The sequence below is a fragment of the Niallia sp. Sow4_A1 genome, assembly GCF_052116745.1.
In the GTDB taxonomy this organism is placed as follows: Bacteria; Bacillota; Bacilli; order Bacillales; family Cytobacillaceae; genus Niallia; species Niallia hominis.
Map to the genome: position 1 here is coordinate 78,161 of NZ_JBQKKM010000001.1, position 18,206 is coordinate 96,366.

At 35.5% G+C, this 18,206-nt stretch carries 16 protein-coding genes and 1 riboswitch; of the genes, 13 read left to right on the forward strand and 3 right to left on the reverse strand.

What is annotated here, in order from left to right:
* Positions 1-135 precede the first annotated feature (135 nt).
* The 6 genes from ACTQ5K_RS00375 to ACTQ5K_RS00400 all read left to right on the forward strand — a co-directional run bounded on the left by ACTQ5K_RS00375 (position 136) and on the right by ACTQ5K_RS00400 (position 5,685).
* Complete coding sequence (locus ACTQ5K_RS00375; RefSeq protein WP_152910832.1) at positions 136-522, forward strand: Na-translocating system protein MpsC family protein; 387 nt, start codon at positions 136-138, stop codon at positions 520-522.
* A gap of 139 nt (positions 523-661) precedes the next feature.
* Positions 662-1,432 carry an ABC transporter ATP-binding protein gene (locus ACTQ5K_RS00380; protein ID WP_109767437.1) on the forward strand — a complete coding sequence of 257 codons (771 nt, stop codon included), beginning with the start codon at positions 662-664 and terminating at the stop codon, positions 1,430-1,432.
* A gap of 24 nt (positions 1,433-1,456) precedes the next feature.
* Positions 1,457-2,317, forward strand: a complete 861-nt coding sequence (locus tag ACTQ5K_RS00385; protein WP_081836744.1) for an ABC transporter permease — start codon at positions 1,457-1,459, stop codon at positions 2,315-2,317.
* A gap of 56 nt (positions 2,318-2,373) precedes the next feature.
* Positions 2,374-3,408 carry an ABC transporter substrate-binding protein gene (locus ACTQ5K_RS00390; RefSeq protein ID WP_031540400.1) on the forward strand — a complete coding sequence of 345 codons (1,035 nt, stop codon included), beginning with the start codon at positions 2,374-2,376 and terminating at the stop codon, positions 3,406-3,408.
* A 65-nt stretch (positions 3,409-3,473) separates the two neighbouring features.
* Positions 3,474-4,094, forward strand: coding sequence for a cysteine hydrolase family protein (locus tag ACTQ5K_RS00395; protein WP_035416839.1), 621 nt, complete (start codon positions 3,474-3,476; stop codon positions 4,092-4,094).
* Between the two features lie 121 nt (positions 4,095-4,215).
* Entirely contained in the window at positions 4,216-5,685 is a 1,470-nt protein-coding gene (locus ACTQ5K_RS00400) for an MFS transporter (protein ID WP_031540398.1), read from the forward strand.
* Positions 5,686-5,870: 185 nt separating this feature from the next.
* Here ACTQ5K_RS00400 and ACTQ5K_RS00405 read toward each other — a convergent pair whose 3' ends face one another.
* Complete coding sequence (locus ACTQ5K_RS00405; RefSeq protein ID WP_441993163.1) at positions 5,871-7,559, reverse strand: methyl-accepting chemotaxis protein; 1,689 nt, start codon at positions 7,557-7,559, stop codon at positions 5,871-5,873.
* Positions 7,560-7,818: 259 nt separating this feature from the next.
* On the opposite strand from ACTQ5K_RS00405, the gene ACTQ5K_RS00410 reads away from it, so the two are divergent.
* The 4 genes from ACTQ5K_RS00410 (at position 7,819) to ACTQ5K_RS00425 (ending at position 10,999) form a co-directional block, all read left to right on the forward strand.
* Entirely contained in the window at positions 7,819-8,325 is a 507-nt protein-coding gene (locus ACTQ5K_RS00410) for a cupin domain-containing protein (RefSeq protein ID WP_031540395.1), read from the forward strand.
* A gap of 169 nt (positions 8,326-8,494) precedes the next feature.
* Positions 8,495-10,231, forward strand: coding sequence for a phospho-sugar mutase (locus ACTQ5K_RS00415; RefSeq protein WP_031540393.1), 1,737 nt, complete (start codon positions 8,495-8,497; stop codon positions 10,229-10,231).
* A 265-nt stretch (positions 10,232-10,496) separates the two neighbouring features.
* Entirely contained in the window at positions 10,497-10,838 is a 342-nt protein-coding gene (locus tag ACTQ5K_RS00420) for a single-stranded DNA-binding protein (RefSeq protein WP_031540392.1), read from the forward strand.
* 11 nt (positions 10,839-10,849) lie between these two features.
* Positions 10,850-10,999 (forward strand): hypothetical protein, encoded by a 150-nt coding sequence (locus ACTQ5K_RS00425; protein ID WP_204375772.1) that lies wholly within the window; start codon positions 10,850-10,852, stop codon positions 10,997-10,999.
* Between the two features lie 278 nt (positions 11,000-11,277).
* Here ACTQ5K_RS00425 and ACTQ5K_RS00430 read toward each other — a convergent pair whose 3' ends face one another.
* Positions 11,278-11,421 (reverse strand): anti-repressor SinI family protein, encoded by a 144-nt coding sequence (locus ACTQ5K_RS00430; RefSeq protein ID WP_109767414.1) that lies wholly within the window; start codon positions 11,419-11,421, stop codon positions 11,278-11,280.
* A 26-nt stretch (positions 11,422-11,447) separates the two neighbouring features.
* Positions 11,448-11,534, reverse strand: a riboswitch (cyclic di-GMP riboswitch).
* A 255-nt stretch (positions 11,535-11,789) separates the two neighbouring features.
* Between ACTQ5K_RS00430 and ACTQ5K_RS00435 the strand changes: the two genes are divergently transcribed.
* Positions 11,790-12,542, forward strand: a complete 753-nt coding sequence (locus tag ACTQ5K_RS00435; RefSeq protein WP_251627633.1) for a WecB/TagA/CpsF family glycosyltransferase — start codon at positions 11,790-11,792, stop codon at positions 12,540-12,542.
* Positions 12,543-12,575: 33 nt separating this feature from the next.
* Here ACTQ5K_RS00435 and ACTQ5K_RS00440 read toward each other — a convergent pair whose 3' ends face one another.
* A complete protein-coding gene (locus tag ACTQ5K_RS00440) occupies positions 12,576-16,184 on the reverse strand; it encodes an alpha-amylase family glycosyl hydrolase (RefSeq protein ID WP_251627631.1) in 3,609 nt (1,202 codons plus the stop codon).
* Between the two features lie 443 nt (positions 16,185-16,627).
* Between ACTQ5K_RS00440 and galE the strand changes: the two genes are divergently transcribed.
* Positions 16,628-17,590 (forward strand): UDP-glucose 4-epimerase GalE, encoded by a 963-nt coding sequence (galE, locus tag ACTQ5K_RS00445; RefSeq protein ID WP_016202175.1) that lies wholly within the window; start codon positions 16,628-16,630, stop codon positions 17,588-17,590.
* Between the two features lie 114 nt (positions 17,591-17,704).
* Positions 17,705-18,094, forward strand: coding sequence for an SMU1112c/YaeR family gloxylase I-like metalloprotein (gene gloA2, locus ACTQ5K_RS00450; RefSeq protein ID WP_169189145.1), 390 nt, complete (start codon positions 17,705-17,707; stop codon positions 18,092-18,094).
* The last annotated feature ends 112 nt before the right edge of the window (positions 18,095-18,206 follow it).

Sequence of the window (18,206 nt, forward strand, 5' to 3'; positions counted from 1 at the left end):
GTACAATGATATGATATTATCCAATAAACAGAATATTCACTATTTTAATAAGTGGATAGATCACGTTTTGCTTGTATGATGTGAGCATTTGGTCGACAAAGGAATCGCTCATTCATTCTGCTATATCTATTGGGGGTGATAATCATTTTAGTTGATCAACTACCAAGAACACTAGGAGAATTGAAGCAAAGCATCATGAGGGAAAACAATCTTGTGAATCAATTGATTTTCAAAGTTGGTCTTACCGAACAGCAGATTAGTTTAATGGATAATAAAATTATTATTATTGCTAAGCATAAACGTATTCCTGTACTAGAAATAATAGAAAGTTCAAGTGATAACCTTGCGGAGATCATTGATCGTCTATTAATTGATAAATACAAGGAACTGCTTTTGCGTAATTTAGAAGAAAAACTGCACTTTAATGTGCAGCTAATATTAAAGGACTATGATTCCATGAGAGAAATTAGTGGAACAATTATTTTGTTGGAAAACAAAATTGAATCCTATTTGGCTGGTTAAATGAACTCTATTTAAGAGAGCAGGAAAACCGTCAGAATTAGACTGAGCGATTACGCTCGGTAAATTCTGGCGGTTTTTTTATTTGGAAAAAGCAAGTGTATATATAATGGCAATTCAAAGGAAAGAAGGGAGTTTCACTATGTATAAACTAGAGGTTCGCCAAACGAATAAAATTTTTAAAAAAGAAGGGAAAGAGGTTGTTGCCTTAAAGGATGCCAATTTAAAAATCGAAGAAGGAAAATTTATCAGTTTAATTGGTCCGAGTGGCTGTGGAAAATCGACGTTATTTAATATAATTGCAGGGCTTATTAAGCCAACGACAGGTGAAGTGCTTCTCGATGGCAAGAATATCGTCGGAAAAAATGGAAATGTAGGCTATATGCTTCAAAAAGATTTGCTACTACCTTGGAGAAGTATTTTGCAAAATGTGATATTAGGACTGGAAATCAAGGGAGTTACCAAGAAAGAGGCGATCGAAAGAGCAATGCCCCTTCTGCAAAAATATGGCTTAGGTGGGTTTGAACATCATTATCCAGATGAATTATCTGGCGGCATGAGACAAAGAGCAGCATTATTGCGAACCCTTTTATACGATCAAGATATCATTTTGCTTGACGAACCTTTTGGTGCCTTAGATGCACAGACTCGGTTGCTGATGCAAACATGGCTTCTTAATATTTGGACTGATTTTAAGAAAACGATTCTTTTTGTAACCCATGACATAGATGAAGCGATTTATTTGTCAGATGAGATTTATGTTCTATCTCCGAGACCTGGACGGATTAAGGAAAAGGTAGATGTACATTTATCAAGACCACGAAATGAACAAACGTTATTACAACCAGCATTTATTGATTTAAAACAGCATTTATTTGCTTTATTAAAGCAAGAAGTAGTCTTAGAAAAATAAATTTACATAAAGGAGGAGTTAGACATGCGTGACAATCCAGAGCAAATCATATTGCCGCATAAGGTGAAAGTGAAAGAGATAGACTCATCCATTCTTATTGAGGATGAAGAGCTAAAGGAAAGAAGAAGGAAACGGATTACGCTTATTGGGCAGCTCTTAATCGGTATTTTTGGCTTTGTTCTTTGGGAGTTGTTTGCAAAGTGGAAAATCATTGATGCTTATTACTGGAGCAGCCCATCGATCATATGGGAAACAGGCCTTATTGCTTTTACGGAAGGGACTTTATGGAGCGACCTCCTATATACATCAGGAGCAACGATATTAGGGTTTCTATTTGGGACTTTTTTTGGGGCATTACTTGGATTATCCTTCTGGTGGTCCTACTTTTATTCCAGAATAGCGGAGCCTTATTTAATTGCTTTTAACGCCATTCCGAAATTAGCATTGGCTCCGGTATTAGTCATTCTTTTTGGAATTGGTTTTAGTTCAAAGGTTGTTTTGGCATTTATGATGACGGTTATTGTCACAGCCATTGCGGCACATAGTGGAGTGAAGAGTGTTGATTCTGATTTAGAAAAAATGCTTTTTTCTTTAGGAGCCAAAAAACATCATATTTTTGCGAAAGTCGTTATCCCGTCTGCGATGCCATGGATTGTCAGTAGTTTGAAAATTAATATTGCATTAGCGTTAGCAGGTACAATCGTAGGCGAATTTATTAGTTCTAGACAAGGAATTGGTCGAATGATTTTGTATGCGGGACAGATTATGAATATTAATTTAGTTTGGGTAGGGGTTGTTGTTTTATCCATTCTATCTGTACTGATGTATGTTGGCACCGTATGGGTAGAAAAACGTTTATTAAGAGGACGAAGAATAAGAGGGTAACGATTTTAGGATTAATTAAGGATATAAAAAGTATGCATAGAGGGGGAGAAAAGGAAATGAAAAAAAGTATTTTCTTTAAAGCTGGAATTTATTTGTTGCTTCTTTTAATGATTTTAAGTGGATGTTCCTCATCAGAAGGTACAAGTGGAGAAGAAAAGTCTGAAAGTGGAACAAAAAAGCTTGTTATTGCAGAACCAGTTCACTTAATTGGCTATTTACCATTATATGCGGCGATTCGAGAAGGCTTTTTTGAAGAAGAGGGGCTGGAGGTGGAAGTCATTACAGCAACAGGAGGAGCACATGTTACTTCAGTAGTAAGTGGGGATGCGTGGGGAAATATCGGTGGTCCAGAATCAAATCAGATGGCAAACACAGGTAACTCTGACCCGATTGTTTCTGTAGTAAATGTCGTAAACCGAGCGAATGTCTACCTAATGGCGGATACAGAACAAACAATAACAGATACTAGTAAGGAGAGCCTTGCTGAATATTTAAAAGGTAAAACCATTGCGGCTGGGCGATTTGGTGGAAGTCCCAACCTACTAACTCGCTGGTTATTAATGGATGTAGGATTAGATCCTGAAAAAGATGTCAAACTAGAAGAACCAGCAGATGCTAGTGCTGTCGTCTCTTTAGTGGAATCCGGTCAAGCTGACATCGCAAATGGAGCAGAACCACAAATTACAGAAGGAATAAATAAAGATGTCTGGGCCGAACCATTTTACAGCTTTGCAAGTCTTGGAGATTATCCATATTCTGTTTTAAGTGTCAAAAAATCAACTATAGAAGAAGATCCAGAGACGGTAAATAGCTTTGTAAGTGCTGTTATGAAAGGATTAAAGTTGATTGATGAGGATCATGAATTGGCACTGGAGATCTTAAAACAGGAGTTTCCTTCTACTTCAGAAGATAGCTTACAGGCTTCACTTGATCGAGCTTATGCAGATAGCCTTTGGAGTAAAGATGGATTTATAACGGAAGAAGCGCTTGCGAAACCAATGGAAGTTGTAGAAAAAACAGGCGTTTACACAAATGGCTATAGTTACGATGAGTTAATTGACATGCAGTTTGTAGAGGCACTTTCCCAATAAACGAAAATTGCTTAAAAATACGGTAAAAAGAGTAGAAGTGAATTTGACTTGAAAGGATGAAACAGATGAAGTTGGAATGGAATCCACAACATAGTGCTTTACTAATTGTTGATGTTCAGAATGATTATTGTCATAAAGAAGGATGTTTGGCTAAACAGGATTTGGACGTTTCCATGGTCGAAGAAATGATGCCTAATCTAAAAAATATGATTGCAACTATGAAAGAGGAAAATGTCCCTATTATATATATCCAGACGATCCATGAGAATAGTACGGATTCGGAAACGTGGATTAAACGATTAAAAGGAAAGAATCAAACAAACTTATGTAGAAAGGATACGTGGGGAGCGGAGTTTTATCAATTAGAACCAGATAATGATGATGTTATTGTGATAAAACATCGATACAGTGCATTTATTAATACAAGATTGGATTCCGTACTTAGAGCCTTGAAAATCGAGACACTTTTAATGGCAGGGGTTAGTACAAATATTTGTGTGGAATCAACAGCAAGAGATGGCTTCATGCTTGATTATGATGTTATTTTCTTATCTGACTGTACAGCAGCCTTCTCAAGAGAGGCACACAATATGACATTGCAAACCATCAATCAGTTTTTTGGTACAGTTGTTACTAGTAATGAAGTTATCCAATCTATTCATGCTATACCTGTTGGAAGTGAATGAATTCATTCGAGATTTTGATTACTTTAGTAGTAGTAAAATGTATATAGGAGAGAATGATTCTCTCCTAATATACTCACAATTAAAAATATGCAGATGTTCAACACCACAAAGGATGATTCAAATGACTAAAAACAAGATAAGCTATTTGGAGGTAAGGAATGAGCCAAAAGCAGAGGATAAAAAGTATCAATCGATACTTTTGTTGTTATCTGTATGTACAGGCGCTTTTTTATCTCATTTTTCTGCAGGCTTTGTCAATATTGCTTTAACAGATATATCGATTGATTTTTCTGCAAAGCTATCTATCACACAATGGATTGTCAATGGCTATCTTCTATCCATCATGCTATTTTTACCGCTAATGGGTAAATTAGCTGATCAATTTGGAAAAAAACGTATACATAATATGGGCTATCTTATTTTTGCCGTAGGGGCATGTGGTTCTGCGTTATCATCAAGTATCCCCATTTTAATTATTGCGAGAGTTATCCAAGGTGGTGGTGCTGCCATGTTACAGGCCGTTAATATGGCAATTGTAACAGATGCCTATCCTGAAAAACATCGGGGAAAGGCACTTGGCATTATTAGTACTTCTGTTGGAATAGGTGCTTTATTAGGTCCTTCCGTTGGTGGGTTCTTTATCGAAGCATTTTCTTGGCATATGTTATTTTGGACCGTTGTGCCAATAAGCATCGGAGCCTATTTTTTGGCACAAAAATTTGTGCCGAGGGATAAGAGCTTTCAGAACTCCAGTTTTGATTATAAGGGGAGCATCTATTTTGGGATAGGGATTGTTTCGTTTGTTTTTGTACTTAACTCAATAGGGGAGGGTGTTTATAAGGTATATTTATTAGGAATAGCATGTGTTAGTGTTGCATGTTTTCTTTTCTTTTTTTTCCATAGCAGGAAGGAAGAGCATCCCTTTATACAGCCCTCCATTTTTTCTTCCCCAATCGTTAAAGCAGGTGGGTTGATTTTAATGGCGAGCTATTGTGCAGCGTTTGCTTCTACTGTCATTATGCCGTTTTATTTACGAGGCGTATTAGGATTCTCAGCAGATCAATCAGGACTTTTATTAATGTGTTATCCATTATTTCTTGCAGTACTCGGTCCAATAAGTGGATCATTATCAGACCGATTTGGCGGGGGAAAGGTAGTAGTAATTGGTTTAGGACTATTATGTATGACCATGCTTGGGCTTAGTTTTTTAACACCAGGAACATCTTTAGCAACATTAATTATTTTGTTTAGTTTATTAGGTTTTTCAATGGGGATTTTAACCTCACCGAATTACAGCATTATGATGCTATATGTTCCCCTGCAATATTTGGGAATGATGAGCAGTACGATTGCTTTGCTTCGTAATATCGGAATGGTTATCGGAACAGCACTTGCGATTACCTTTATGAATACATGGCTAGATGGCACGATAACAGATTGGATGAATGATACAAAGCGCTCAGAATTCGAGGCAGTAATGCTAGGTTTCCATTATTTATTTCTACTTTTGTTTATCCTTTTAGTGTTGATTGGTATTTACTTTCTTTATTCTATTTTGCGAGGTAAAGATGATGAAAGAGGTTTTTCTTAAAAAATTATGTGGATTCTTGTGAATTTTGCTTTAATTTTTAATTATATTAGCCAACCTTATGAATATATCAGCCAAAAGCAAGGGGAAATCAGCCCAAATAAAGTTATATCAGCCAAACCAATTCCATTTAGTTCCCCAAAAAAGGAGTATGGAACAGATTGTCCTATACTCCTTTCACCTCATATTTAGATTTCTTCTTTATGATTAAACTGTGATACAATATCCATTAATTCATCGGCCATACTAGATAAAGATTCTGCAGATGCTTTAATTTCTTCCATGGATGCGAGTTGCTCCTCTGTAGAAGCGGCAACCTCTTCTGTACCACTCCCATTTTCTTTAGAAAGAATGGCAATCTCGTTAGCAACCTCCACCACATCTTCAATTTGTGTCGTAATCTTGGCAACTGTTAGGGCAACTTCTTCTATTTCTGGAGCTACTTTTTGCGTATTTGATACAATGATGGAGAAAGATTCAACGGTATTGGTTGATATGCTTACTCCTGTCTTCGCTTTATCCAATGTCTCATTCAACATGGTGACTGCTTCAGATGTATCCTGCTGAATTCCATGTAAGGACTGTGAAATATCTTGTGCAGAAGCTTGTGACTGCTCCGCTAATTTACGAACCTCATCAGCAACAACTGCGAATCCTTTCCCATTTTCCCCTGCTCTAGCAGCTTCAATGGCAGCATTTAATGCTAATAGATTTGTTTGGTCAGCAATATTGCTTATTAATTCAATCATTTTTCCAATTTCATTTGATCGATCAGCCAAGGCGGCAATAATCGAATTGGAACGTTGAACAGAGTCATAGATGAACTCCATTTGATTCAAATTATCATGAACTTGTTTCGTTCCTTTTTCTGCATTTGTAAAAGCAGCTTGTGATAGTGCAGATACATGCAAGGAACGTTCCTTAATTGCCTCCACTCCGTCAAGAATCGAATCTAGGGCGAGCTTGTTATCAGAGATTTTAGCAATGGTATGCTCATTGCTCTCAGCAATAGACTGTATAGAGGACGCGACTGTAGCAGATGCATTACTCGATTGTTCTGCACTTGCAGTTAATTGTTCTGCGGATGCTGCCACAAGAGTAGAGCTATCTGTCATATTGGAAATCATGAGCGATAAATTATCTTTCATTTGCTCAAAAGCCTCGTTTAAATAGTAAATTTCATCTTTTGCTTTAATAGAGAATTTATCTGTATGTAAGTTCCCTTTAGCAACTTTCTGCATATTTGTTTTCAAACTTTGAATCGGCTTCGTAATAAGAGAAGCGTGTAGGAAACCAATAGCTAAAGAAATAGCAGTAACGAAAACACTAAATATCATAACAAATAACATTTTTTGTTTTGAGTGTGTTTGAGCACTTTCAATTTCTGGATTCAAGACATCATTTGTCAGCAAAATATTTAAGGTCTCAGCCTGTTGTGATAAATTATCAGATAATGTAGTAACCTCATCTAAAGCAGTTTGAGAAGGATTATTGCTATTCATCAGTGCGTTAGCCTTATGTGTAAGTTCTTTATTTAAAGTCTTTAATTCATTTAATCGCTTTTCTATTTCTGCATTGGTAGAGATCTTAATCCCATTGTCTACAAAAGTATCAATATTACTGCTTGCTCCATTTACTCTGTTTTTGTAATCAGAGGTTCCATAGACAAAATAGCCTCTTACGTTTGCAATTTGTCTAGCTGCATTTGTGTTGATTTTTTCTGAGATAGAGCGTAATTCTGTAACTGTTTCGATTAAATAATCATATTTTTCTACAGTTTCCTTTGTACTTCTATAAGAATAATAGGACAGAATCATAAATAAAATAGAAACAATCAGAAAACTTGCTAATAATTTCTGCTTAATGGATGTTCTCATGTTATTCTCCTTTCTTTTATAACACGCATAAGATGAAATGGACTTATTAAGCTTTTCAAAAGAATCTAGCAACTTAATGTACATCGCTTTATATCGACGAAAATCCTCTAATTTTTAGTAGAAAAAAAGAAGTCGGAATAAAAAGAAAAGCGGTAATAATTCAATGGAATCATTGGATTTTAGTGTTGCTAACTAAAGGAATGATTTAGGAAAAAGAGGGGTATACAGTAGTATCAATAGATAGAGAGGTGTACATCCAATGGCTAATCCAGATATTACAATGTATTATTTCGAACAAAATAGATATATACCAAATCACCCTTATTTGCCTGCTTTACATTATAAAAGGGCAATGGAGAATAAGGAGGAAAATATAGAAAAAGTTTTTCATTTAAATAATTGGAAAAATAGTTGGACGAATGGAGTTTTTCCATACCATCATTATCATAGCAATGCACATGAAGTACTTGGTATTAAAAAAGGATCTGCTTTATTACAAATAGGTGGGGAAGGTGGATCAAAGCTTATTGTAAAGCATGGAGATATTTTATTGCTTCCAGCTGGAACAGGTCATAAAAAATTATCTGCTTCACCAGACTTTGAAGTGGTTGGGGCATATCCTAATGGAGTAGAGTATAATCTCAAAAAAGACGTGGAGGAGGACTTGGAAGGGGTACAGGAGGAAATCGAAAATGCCGTGTTCCCTGTTGCAGATCCTGTTTATGGGGAAAGTGGTCCTCTTGCAAAAATGTGGAGAAAAAAATAATTTTTTGAAGATAATCTTTATGGAACCCTTATCACTGTAGGTATTAAGGACTACTCAGAGATATTGGTTCCATAAAAGCGCTTTTTAAAAAATCTTTACTTATATACATATTTTAGGTAATGTAAAGATATATCGTCACATTAATTTAAAAGGTGGGAGAACAGCGACAATGGTTTATAAAGAAATCGTAGAAAAGTGGACAAGTTTTGCAGGATTAGAAGCTAACTTAAAGGCGCAACTAACAGAATTACAAACATCTGATAAGTTGCTGGAGGACAGTTTTTATAAGCATTTGGAATTTGGTACTGGCGGTATGCGTGGAGAATTAGGGCCTGGTATTAACCGAATGAATATTTATACTGTTCGTAAAGCAGCAGAAGGATTAGGGAAATACATAGTAGAACAAGGAGAAGAAGCGATGAAACGCGGAGTAGCTGTGGCGTATGATTCCCGTCATCAATCTCCAGAATTTGCTTTAGAGGTTGCGAAAGTAGTAGGGAAGCTTGGAGTTAAATCCTATGTATTTGAAGAACTTCGTCCAACACCAGCATTATCTTTTGCTGTACGCTATCTAAATACATTTGCTGGAGTAGTGATTACCGCTAGTCACAATCCTCCTGAGTATAATGGATTTAAGGCATACGGAGAAGACGGTGGACAACTTCCTCCTGAGGCTGCAGATATCATTATTAAATATGTAAATGAAGTAGAAGACGAGCTTACAATAGATGTTTTAGAAGAAAAAGAGCTATTAGATAAAGGACTATTGACATATATTGGTGCAGATGTAGATGCTGCCTATGTAGAACAATTAAAGACAATTCAATTAAATCGTTTGCCAGAAGCAAAGGATTTAAAAATAGTTTATACGCCATTACATGGTACAGGAAACAAGCCAGTTCGTGCAGGATTAGAAGCATTCGGATTTGAAAATGTAACGATTGTAAAAGAACAGGAATTACCTGATGCTAACTTCTCAACTGTAAAATCGCCAAATCCAGAAGAGCATGCCGCTTTTGAAATTGCGATTCGTTATGGCAAAGAAATCGATGCGGATATTCTTCTAGCAACAGATCCAGATGCAGACAGATTAGGAGTTGCGGTTAAAGATTTAAGTGGAGAATACACGGTTCTAACAGGAAACCAATTAGGTGCATTAATGCTTGAATATCTACTATCAGAGAAGAAAGCGAAAGGCATTCTTCCTGATAATGGTGTTGTAATCAAAACGATTGTAACATCTGAAATTGGGCGCACTGTTGCCAAAGCTTATGGAATTCCTACAATTGATACATTAACTGGATTTAAATTTATTGGTGAAAAAATTAAGGAATTCGAACAAACACATGAGCATACATTCCTTTTTGGATATGAAGAAAGCTATGGCTATTTAATTGGTGATTTTGTTCGTGATAAGGATGCTGTTCAATCTGCTATTTTTGCTGCAGAAGTTGCTGCATACTATAAAGCAAAAGGCTTAACACTTTACGAAGGTTTACTAGAAATCTTTGAAAAGTACGGCTACTATCAAGAAGGATTAGAGTCCTTAACATTGAAAGGGAAAGATGGAGCAGAACAAATTGCTTATATTATGGACACTTTCCGTAAAGCTCCAATCAAAGAAGTTAATGGCTTAAATGTTGTTGCAGTAGAAGATTATTTAACAAGTCAACGTCAAGAAGGCTTAACAGAAACATTGATTGATTTACCAAAGTCCAATGTAATCAAATATTATCTAGATGACGGTTCATGGTTCTGCTTACGTCCATCAGGAACAGAGCCGAAAGCTAAGTTCTACTTTAGTGTAAATAGTTCTACTTTAGAAGAAAGCACAAGTAAGCTGAGCGCATTGAAGGCAGGCGTTATGGAACAAGTGAACACTGTAATCGCTGGATATAATAAGTAAAACTAATTGAGTATAACTAAAAAGAACTATCAATCTCTTCTTCCGATGCTTTATATGCATCGGAAGAAGAGATTTTTTTAGGTTTTTTAAAAAAATGCAAAAATTAAAGTTTAAAGCTATTTTATGTTTAAAAATGCAAAAATGGCCTAGGCGAAAATTCGATGTTTTATGTCGAAATAGTGACAAAACTTGAAATTTCGACATTTGGCAATCTTCTTCCTTAATAGTATGATTTAACTAATTTATAATAGAGAGGAGGGAAAAGATGATTAATCAGGTTACTTTAGTAGGAAGGCTAACGAAGGATCCAGAGCTAAGAGTTACACAAGAAGGAACGTCTATAGTGAATGTTACTGTCGCAGTAAATAGAAACTATAAAAATCAAGCTGGCGATTACGATGCCGACTTTGTCCTATGTACTTTGTGGAATAAAGTGGCAGAAAATACAGCACAGTATTGTAATAAAGGTTCACTGGTTGGTATTACTGGCAGGATCCATACGAGGAATTACGAAAACCAGGATCGAAAAAAGGTCTATGTGACAGAAGTAATTGCCGAATCTGTTCGTTTCTTGGATCCGAAAAAAGTGGAACATACCATTCCGTAAAGGAGGTAAGGATGGTGAATAATGCACCAGATTTAATGGTTACATTAATTAAAATGCAAGCAAAGACAAATGAAAAATTAGAACAATGTAATAGAAGAATAAAGCAATTAGAACATATTATTCACATGGAAAACATCTCGCGTACTTCCCCAACATCTTAAGACTTTCACCCTATACACTACTCACACCCATTATCTTTCCGTTTCAAAATTCATTTGAAACAATCAATCTTTTAATAGAAAAAATCAATAAACTCCCCCAAGAAATCCTTCTTTTTTGAAAGTGCCTAATGAGGCGCTTTTTTTGTGAATTATTGAACAATATTATTGTATGTAAAGGCGGCATGAAAGGTACATTGGCTTATGCTTTTGCAAAAAAAATAACCTTAAAAATAATTAAGGCTAAAACGTTATCATTATTGAATATTCTGATATTGTGTTCAATTGCTATCTTCTAATATTGTTAATAGGGCACGTACTTCTTCTTGGGTGAAGCCTTGCTTTTTTGCCTCCATTATGAGTGTTATCCATTCACTGTCCAAATTACTTTTCGTCAAAACATCTGTGGGAAACAAATTAATCATGATAATTAACCTCCTTATAGAGAATATAAGGTGACCCAGCCATCATAGTAAAAATCTACCTTAGACCTGAAGCTTTGCGTCCCACCCTTTCAGATGGTTTGCCTTTATCTGATAATTGTACAAGTAAAATTTTATCACTATTGTGCTAATGTTAACAACCTTTTCATATACAATCTTTCGACATATTTCAACATATGCATAGTGAATATTTCTGTTTAATAGAAGGGTTGTTGAGAAAATAGAATGCAAGCCTTTTTTCCTTTAGAAATGTTACGAGTAAACCATCACTAGCCTTAATTGTTTCTAGGAGACAATTTTTATATAATAGAAAGGGGCTTTTTAAAAATTTTCTCATTAGGGGATACAAAATGGATAAGAAATGGCTAGGAAATTTAAAAGTAGATGTTTTAGGCTCAAAAGAAGCTATTACATATATAAAAGAAAAACTGGAGAAAAAAATTGCATCGGATATTTTTTTTCTAAATGACCATGGATATAATATTGCACAAAAGGATTCGGAATATCGCGATATGTTAAATAATGCAGATTTATTGTTAAATGATGGAATCGGTATCGAAATGGGTGCTAAGTTTTTTGGCTTTTCTTTTAAGGAAAATTTAAACGGTACAGATTTTATCCCTGCATTATTTGAATCATTAAATGAAGAGAAGAGTAACCAATATCGAGTGTTTCTTTTAGGCGCTAAGCCTGGCATTGCACAAAAAGCTCAAGAGCGGTTGCAGGAAACCTATAAGAATATTTTATTTGTAGGCAATCAGGATGGATATTTTCCGAAAGAAAATACCGATCGGATCATCCATCAGATTAATGAGAGTAAGGCAGATATTCTTTTAGTAGGTTTTGGGATGCCGCTACAAGAACAGTGGATTAAGGAACATCGATCAAAGCTTGAGAGCACGATTACAATGGCTGTAGGTGCTTTTATCGACTTTTCTTCCGGTGAAGTTACAAGAGCTCCTAAAATTTTTCGCGACCTTCGTCTCGAATGGCTATATCGAATGGGAAAAGAGCCGAGAAGATTATGGAAACGAAATTTCGTGGGGCATTTCGCTTTTTTCTATTCTATTTATAAGCAAAGAAAGACAGAGAAAAATACCTGATAAGGAAAACTCCTTGTCAGGTATTTTTCTCTGTTAATTAGCTGTTCGCTTTTTCCTTTTTTGTACTAGAAATACAATTGCCCCAATTAGCAGGAGACTTAACCCAATTAAAAGAAGGTTATAAGTACCTGTAGCAGTATTAGGAAGTGATTCTCCTTTTCCTTTGTTTGGATTACTTGATGATTCTGTGACTTGCTTTGAATCCTCCGAGCCTGGTGTTTTAACATCGTTACCACCAGAAGCAGGCGGTGGTGTTTCCGAATCTGTTTCTCCAGAAGTAGGTGGTGTTTCTGGTTTAGTAGGCTGAGTTGGCTCTTTTTCATCAGCATCGACTAATAGAATAGTTCCACCGTCTTCTCTAGAAGGAAGGCTTATCGTAATTTTATTTTCACTAATAGGATATGTCTTTCCAGAATATAAATCTACTGCTTCCTTAGCAAATGGAACTTCAAAAGTTACTTCATTTGCTGTTTCTTTCGTATTTAATCCCACAAAAACTTGCTGATTGGAGTATTCACGTTTAAATACAGAATAACCTTCTTCATCACTCCCCGTTACTTGAGCACGAGTTCCTTTTGAAAATACGCTAGAGTATTCTTTTCTAGCATTTAATAGTTTTGTATAGTGTGCTAGGACATCATTGTTTTGTGTTAAATTCCAATCAATACTATAACGGTTATCATAGTAAGGGTAATTATTTGCTCCTGACAGTCCAAGCTCTTCTCCATAGTAAATGACAGGTTGACCTTTGGAAGTAATTTGGAGAGCTGCTGCAAGTTTAAGCTTTCCTATGTCACCATCAACAGATTCTAAAAATCCATCTTCATCATGACTACCTAAAAATTGGCCTAATGTTCCTGTATTTGAAAGCTTATTATTTCTTTCCTCTAATGCAAGTTGGACACGCTCTATATCGCCATTTGCAAAATCACGTGCTAAATATTTGAAATCGAAATCTAATAAGGAATCCATCATGCCACTATTTAAATAGCCTTGATCGTCATTTACCTGTGCTCCCCATGCTTCTCCAATTAATTTAAAGCTTGGCATAATTTTTGATAATTCATTTTTGAAGCTCATCCAGGTTGTATTTTCAACGTGCTTGACTGTATCGACACGGAAGTAATCGATCGTGTTGCCTTTCGCTGTTTTTGATTTTTCAATCCAGCTAGTTTGCCAATCTACAATTTGTTTCCGTACTTCTGGCTTCTCGGTTAAGAAATCAGGTAGTCCAGATAGTTCCCCTTGTACAGTATCTGTGCCACCATCACGGAACATTCCAGCAAAACGATTTCGATCTTCCGATGTAGGGAAGTTGGCGATTTTTCCATCATTTACTGCATCACTTGCTTTTAAACCATAGCCGGCATGGTTTACGACAACATCAACCATAATTTTTATCCCACGATCATGGGCTGCATCAATTAGCTCATGAAAATCTTCCATTGATCCAAAATGAGGATTTAACTTTTCAAAATTACTAGCCCAATATCCATGGTACGCATAATAAGGGGTTTCTGGCTCTTCATTGCGAACATCGTACTGGATATTTTCTACTATAGGATTAATCCATATTGTATTGATTCCAAGGTTTTCGAGGTAATCTAACTTTTTCGTTATGCCCTTAATGTCTCCACCATGATAGGTTCCAGATTTACTCGTATCATAGCCAATACCGTACGGATCATTGTTGGATGTATCTCCATCAAAGAATCGATCGGTAAGCATAAAGTATATTCTTGCCTCATCCCAGTCAAAATCATCTTTTCCTACTGAATGTCTTGCTTTAATGGTGATTTCTGCTTTTTCTGTATGAGTGTTGCCATACTGATCGATAATATATACTGGAATTTCTTTTGGTCCAGTAGTTGTATTTTGGTCAATAGCAATGGTTAGTTCCTTTAATTGTGGATCAATCGCTACTTTTTCTTTTCCACCAATTGTTCGTAAATCAGCATAAACTTCTCTAATAGCTGTATTCTTGTTTGTTTTCCAATCAACCGCTAGTACTGCATTGTCGTTATAAGTAGCTTCTTTTGGATGGATATTTGCAAGTATATTTAAATCTGCTTTTTCATAAGCGAGAAGGGACTTTCCATCGACTGTATTGTAAGGATCAGTAACCTCTGTTTCTATCCCATCAATTGTGACAAAGAATGAATAAGGATGCGTTCCTTCTGGAATATTTTCTATCGTATAGGAAAAACGTTCATTCTTTGTTTCATTCGCCATCTTATAACGTTTTCCATTGTATTGAAGTTCTACTTGCTCGATTTTGTCCATTTCATTTTTAGCAAATAAATCTTTGTCTCTGTAGTAGAATGTGGCATTTCCGTTTTCCAAAACAGGACCAGTAACTTCAGGGACAATATAAAGATCCTCTTGACCACTAGTTACATAAACCTTCGTTATTAAATCTGTTTTATTTAGAGAAATGTAACGGTCTCCATTACCTTCTTTAATAGCAGTATCCCAATTCTCACCCTTTCGTAAAATAAATCCAACGTTTTGCGTTTCTTCACTTACATTAATCGTTGCAGTCGCCATGCCATGGAGATTTTGATCAAAATCGATTTGATCATCTTTTACACCAGTTCCCCAAACCCATATATGCCAATCCTTGTAATCTGAATCAGGTCGATCATACATAAATTGGATATGTCGCCGTTCATAATTGCCTCCCTTTAACTTATCAATGGCTTTAATAGCTTCTTCTTTCGAGTAAAAAACAGTTTCTAATCCTTCAATTACCCATGCTTCAGTATCTTGTTTGCCATCAGCAACAACAATTGTATTTTGCGCATCTTGTGCTTCCCAGTTTCCTTTGCGGGGGATAATGGTTATCTCGTTTTCTGGAAAAGAATAAGTTCCACTTATAAACGTATAATCATTTGTAACATTCTTCGTAAAAGGAAAGCCATTATCAGGTACGCCACTGTTAAAAATCCATAAATCCCATTTCGTATAGTCTTCATCGAAACGGTAATAGTTTATATTGTACGTATACATGCTTCCAACAATCTCGATTTTCTTTTCTGCTTTTTCCCCATCTTTTTCAGCAAGAAGGGTAAAGGATTCATTTGCTTTTGCATTGTCATGCACTTTTAGTAGTCCATCAACAAGCTCGATACCTTCAACTTTGTCTTTCAGTGACCAAGTTAGCTGCGTTTCCTTTTGCACACTGCCATCTTTGTTTACTAGTGTTGCTTCTAATGGATAGGCTTTATTTTTTTCAACTTTTACAGGAATTAAATCAAGATTTAAGCCGGGAACAACGAAGGTACTGTTTCCATTTTCTATCTTTTCATTGGCTGGATCTGTTATCCATTCATTGTCCACGATAAACTTATATTGATAGACACCTGCTGCGAGATTCGGAACGGTAAGCGACCATCGATTATCAGCATCCTGTTCCATTGATAATGCTCCATTTTGCCAATCCGTAAAGCTTCCTGCCACTTTAACTTCCTTTGCAGCTGCATTATCATAGAAAAACTGCACGGACTTATCAGCAGTAAGGATAGGGGAATCTAGTAAACTATCTGCTTGTGCTTTTTTACTTGGAAGATAGCCTCCAAAGCTGCTGAAAATAAGAAGAAAAATTAAACATAGTGCGAGATAAGGATGTTTTTTTGTTTTCAAAAAACATTCTCCTTTCCATTTTTTTATGAGAAACAGAATGACTTCTGTTGCTACCTATGTATTGCTTCCAAGAAAACGATTGCGCTAAGAAAATAAAGGTATTTATCGAGAAAGTGAAGTCATGATGAAAAGGTTTGTGAAAACGTTTGCGCAAAATAGCAAAAAAAGAAGATGGTTGAATTTAATTGTTGAAAACGTTTTCTGCTGATTCTTTTTAAAGATACTATGTTTTTCGGTTTTTGACAATAGTTTTTGTAGTTTTTAATATGAGAAAAAGTGATATAATGACTAGATTATTTTAATTTTTATCTGACAGAGTAAGGTATCAATATAGGTTTTTCTTTTTAAGTTATTATATTTAACTTCTTATAAGAATAATAAATGTAAAAGATGTGATAAAATAGGAAAGAGTTTAAATTGTAATTTAAAGGAGAATTATTCTTATGATTTTAGTAGTAGGTGGAGCTGGCTATATTGGTAGCCATCTAGTCAAAGAATTGGTGGAAAAGGAAGAAGTGGTAGTACTAGATAATCTTGCTACCGGACATGAGGAAGCTGTTGATTCTCGTGCAGTTTTCGTAAAAGGTGATTTAGGAAATGTGGAGGACTTAGAATCCATTTTTTCGAAGTATCCAATTAAAGCAGTCATGCATTTTGCTGCTTTTAGTCTAGTAGGTGAATCTGTTCAAGATCCGTATAAGTATTATGAGAATAATGTTGCTAATACATTAACATTATTAAATGTCATGTTAAAACATAATGTTAAAAACTTTATATTCTCATCTACTGCGGCTACATATGGAATTCCGAAGGAGGAAATAATTGTAGAAAAATCAGAAACTTCCCCTATTAATCCGTATGGAAGATCAAAATTAATGGTAGAACAAATTTTAGCTGATTTTCATGCAGCTTATGGACTTAATTATGTAGTATTACGTTATTTCAATGCCGCAGGTGCTCATGTATCAGGCGAAATCGGCGAAAATCATGATCCGGAAACACATTTAATTCCGATTATCTTACAGCAATTATTGGGAGAAAGAGAGTCTATCTCTGTCTTTGGTACAGATTATCCAACAGAAGATGGGACTTGTATTCGCGATTATATCCATGTAACAGATTTAGCCAATGCTCATATAGCTGCATTAGACGCCCTATTAAATGGAACAAAGAAAGCAGAAACCTATAATCTTGGCAATGGGGTGGGCTATTCTGTAAAACAAGTAATTGAAATGTGTGAAAAGGTTACTGGTGAAAAAGCGAACGTAATTCTTGGTGATAGAAGAGCAGGAGACCCAGCAAGATTAGTTGCTTCTTCAGATAAAATATTCAGCGAACTTGGCTGGAAAGCAGAAAGAGGCTTAGAGACAATTATTGAAAGTGCTTGGAAATGGCATAATAAATAATACTGAAGGCGAAGGAATCAATACAATTTCTTCGCTTTTTTCTAACACTCCGGTCTTATTTTAGGTTGGATAGCTTGTCTCAGCAATCGTATTTAACACAAAGGGAGCTAAAAAATGTTTAATGTAAATCGTATTCATCATATAGCAATTATCTGTAGTAATTACGAAGTTTCTAAACAATTTTATGTTGATCTATTAGGTTTTAAACCACTAAACGAAGTATACAGAGAAGAAAGAGACTCATATAAGCTAGACCTTTTAGTAAATGATATTTATCAAATTGAACTTTTTTCTTTTCCTAATCCAAAGGAAAGACCAAGTTATCCTGAGGCTGCTGGCTTACGTCATATTGCATTTGAAGTGAATAACATAGAAGAAACTGTACAATATTTACAATCGAGCAATATTACAGTTGAAGAAATTCGGATTGATCCAATTACAGCCAAAAAGTTTTCCTTTTTTGCAGATCCTGATGGGTTACCAATTGAACTATATGAGGCTTAATTAGCATGTGCTTTTCCCTTATATTGAGAAAGGGAACAAACAGTTTGTAAAATAAATTGCTTATCTTGAGAACTTAGTAATCTCCAGCTTCCAGCTTTTATTTTCATATTTA